The organism is Micromonospora sp. ATCC 39149 (assembly GCF_000158815.1).
Classification (GTDB): domain Bacteria; phylum Actinomycetota; class Actinomycetes; order Mycobacteriales; family Micromonosporaceae; genus Micromonospora.
This window is the reverse complement of sequence record NZ_GG657738.1, coordinates 5,773,290-5,775,496: the sequence shown is the minus strand read 5'-3', so window position 1 is coordinate 5,775,496 and position 2,207 is coordinate 5,773,290. Positions and strand designations below refer to the sequence as shown.

Genomic DNA, 2,207 nt, shown 5'->3' with positions numbered 1-2,207 from the left:
CTCCTTGCACGGCATGGTCACCGACAACCCGGCCCACTCGGGGCCGAGGCCGCCGACCATCGCCGCCAGCTCCGCCTCCGCGCACTCGATCTTCGTGTACGACCACCCGACGAGGCCGGCGGCGGCGTAGCCGGCGTTGTGGATCACGGGGGAGAGTGAGTGGCTGATCGGCTTGCCGACCACCGCCGCCCGCCGTGGCGTCGTCATCAGATGATCCCGGCCTCCCGGGCCTTGGCCTCGTTGCGCTGGTGCCCCTCGTACGTCTCGGCGAAGGCGGAGTGCCCCTCTTTGTCGATCGCCACGAAGTAGAGCCACTTGCCGGCGGGCGGGTCCATCGCCCCTTCCAGGGCCTGCTTGCCCGGGTTGTTGATCGGGGTGGGGATCATCCCCTTCAGCTTACGGTTGTACGGGTTCTTCGGGTTGTCCAGCTCGGCCGGGGTCATGTCCTTCGACTTCTTGCCCTCCTGGCCGATCGACTCGAAGTAGTAGTTGACCGTGACGTCCATCTCCAGGCAGTTGCACGGGAACTCGCCGTACACCCGGTTGTAGGCCACCCGGGCGACCTTGCCGAGGTCGTCCTTGTTGCCCGCCTCGGCCTGGGCGAGGGACGCGACGATCAGCGCCTCGTACGGGCTGATGCCGCCCCGTTCCTCCTGCACCCGGTCGGCGAACTTCATCTCGCCGGTGACGGTGAGGAAGTTCTCCACCATCATCGTCAGCAGGATCTCGGCGGTGGCCTTCGGCGGGATCTCGTACGTGTCCGGGTAGAGGAAGCCCTCGATCGACTTTTTGACCGGCTTGCCGTCGGTGCGCTTGAACCACCAGTCCGGCACGCCGAGTGCTTCCGGGTCCTTCGCGGCGGCCTCGAACTCCTTGACCGGGATCTTGGTCTTCTCCGACAGCAGCTTGTAGACGCCCTTGGCCGTACGCCCCTCGGGGATGGTGACCTGGTTGGTGACCTTGTTCTTCAGGTCGAGCAACATCACCAGGGCCTGCTCGCCGCTCATCTGCTTGCGGACCTTGTAGGTGCCGGGCTGGATGTTCTTGCTGCGCGAGTTGGCCTCGGCCGCCTCGACGAACGCCTTGGCGCTCTTGACCACCCCGGCGTCGTAGAGCGCGACGGCCATGTCGGCGATCAGCGCGCCCTGCTTGATCTCGACCGTGACCTCGCCGGTGCCGGCCCCGTCGTAGTCGGGAGTGACGAAGTAGCTCTGCACCCGGTCGAAGCCGTAGAAGGCCCCGCCGCCGATCACGCCAAGCAGGACGAAGGCCATCAGCAGGGCGAGGGCGGTCTTGCCCCGGCCCCCGGAGGACTCGCCCCGGCGCTTGCGCATGGAGCTGCGCCGGTGCTTGCCCTTCTCACCCCGCGCCGGCTCGTCGAACCCGAGCTCCAGATCGTCGATCATCGCGTCCGCCTCCGCTGCGCATCCAGCCAGCTCTGCAGGATCTCGACCGCAGCGGCCTGGTCGACCACCGCGCGGCGGCGTTTTCCCCGGACGCCACCCTCGGCAAGCCTACGAGAAGCCACCACCGTCGACATCCTCTCGTCGGTGAGCGTTACCGGAACGGGCGCAATTACGTCAGCCAGCCGGTCAGCATACGCCTTGACGTTCCGCGCCGCCGGGCCGTGCTGGCCGGCGAGGTTGATCGGAAGGCCGACGACGACCTCGACGCACTCGTGCTCGGCGATCAGAGCGACCAGTTCGGCCATGTCGCTCGGCACGGCGTCGTCGGCCGTGGTGAGGTCCCGGGCAAGCGTCACCAGCGGGGTGGCCAGCACCCCGTGCGGGTCGGAGCGGGCCACGCCGACTCGCACCTGCCCCACGTCGACCCCCAGCCGGACACCGCGCAACGTCTCGGTCATGTTCCGTTCATCCTGCCCTGGAACGGGTCAGGGCGGACCGTGACGGTCCGCCCTGACCCGGCGTACGGTGCGCTCACGCGTCGGCGATCGCCTGCTCGACCGTGGCCAGCAGTTTAGGGGCATCGTCCGCCGGCAGGCCACCGCCCTGAGCCAGGTCGTCGCTGCCGCCGCCCCGGCCGGAGAACGCGGCCTTGACCAGGTACCGCGAACCGTTCTCCCGCATGTGTCCTCCCCGTCGTGACTGCACGGACGCCCCAGCCACCGGCGGCCGGGCGCCCCCGGACCGACCGGCCGCCGGGCCCGTGCGCTTTAGCCAACCAGGTTCCCGCCGCCCTGGGAGGGG

At 69.0% G+C, this 2,207-nt stretch carries 2 protein-coding genes and 2 pseudogenes; all 4 read right to left on the bottom strand.

Annotation, left to right across the window (positions count from 1 at the left end; genetic code table 11):
• A pseudogene (locus MCAG_RS25335) lies at positions 1-207 on the bottom strand (shikimate dehydrogenase); the annotation flags it as partial.
• Positions 207-1,406 carry an endolytic transglycosylase MltG gene (mltG, locus tag MCAG_RS25330; protein WP_007075802.1) on the bottom strand — a complete coding sequence of 400 codons (1,200 nt, stop codon included), beginning with the start codon at positions 1,404-1,406 and terminating at the stop codon, positions 207-209. The gene mltG and the pseudogene MCAG_RS25335, both read right to left, overlap by 1 nt.
• The gene (ruvX, locus tag MCAG_RS25325) at positions 1,403-1,864 is read right to left on the bottom strand and encodes a Holliday junction resolvase RuvX (RefSeq protein WP_007075801.1); all 462 of its coding nucleotides are present in this window, start codon (positions 1,862-1,864) and stop codon (positions 1,403-1,405) included. The genes mltG and ruvX overlap by 4 nt, the downstream gene beginning before the upstream one ends.
• A gap of 73 nt (positions 1,865-1,937) precedes the next feature.
• Positions 1,938-2,066: pseudogene (locus MCAG_RS32845) on the bottom strand (DHHA1 domain-containing protein); the annotation flags it as partial.
• Positions 2,067-2,207: the final 141 nt, after the last annotated feature.

Excerpts from the sequence above, each read along its gene's own strand:
- mltG (WP_007075802.1), bottom strand. The coding sequence starts at position 1,406 with ATGATCGACGATCTGGAGCTCGGGTTCGACGAGCCGGCGCGGGGTGAG.
- ruvX (WP_007075801.1), bottom strand. The coding sequence starts at position 1,864 with ATGACCGAGACGTTGCGCGGTGTCCGGCTGGGGGTCGACGTGGGGCAG.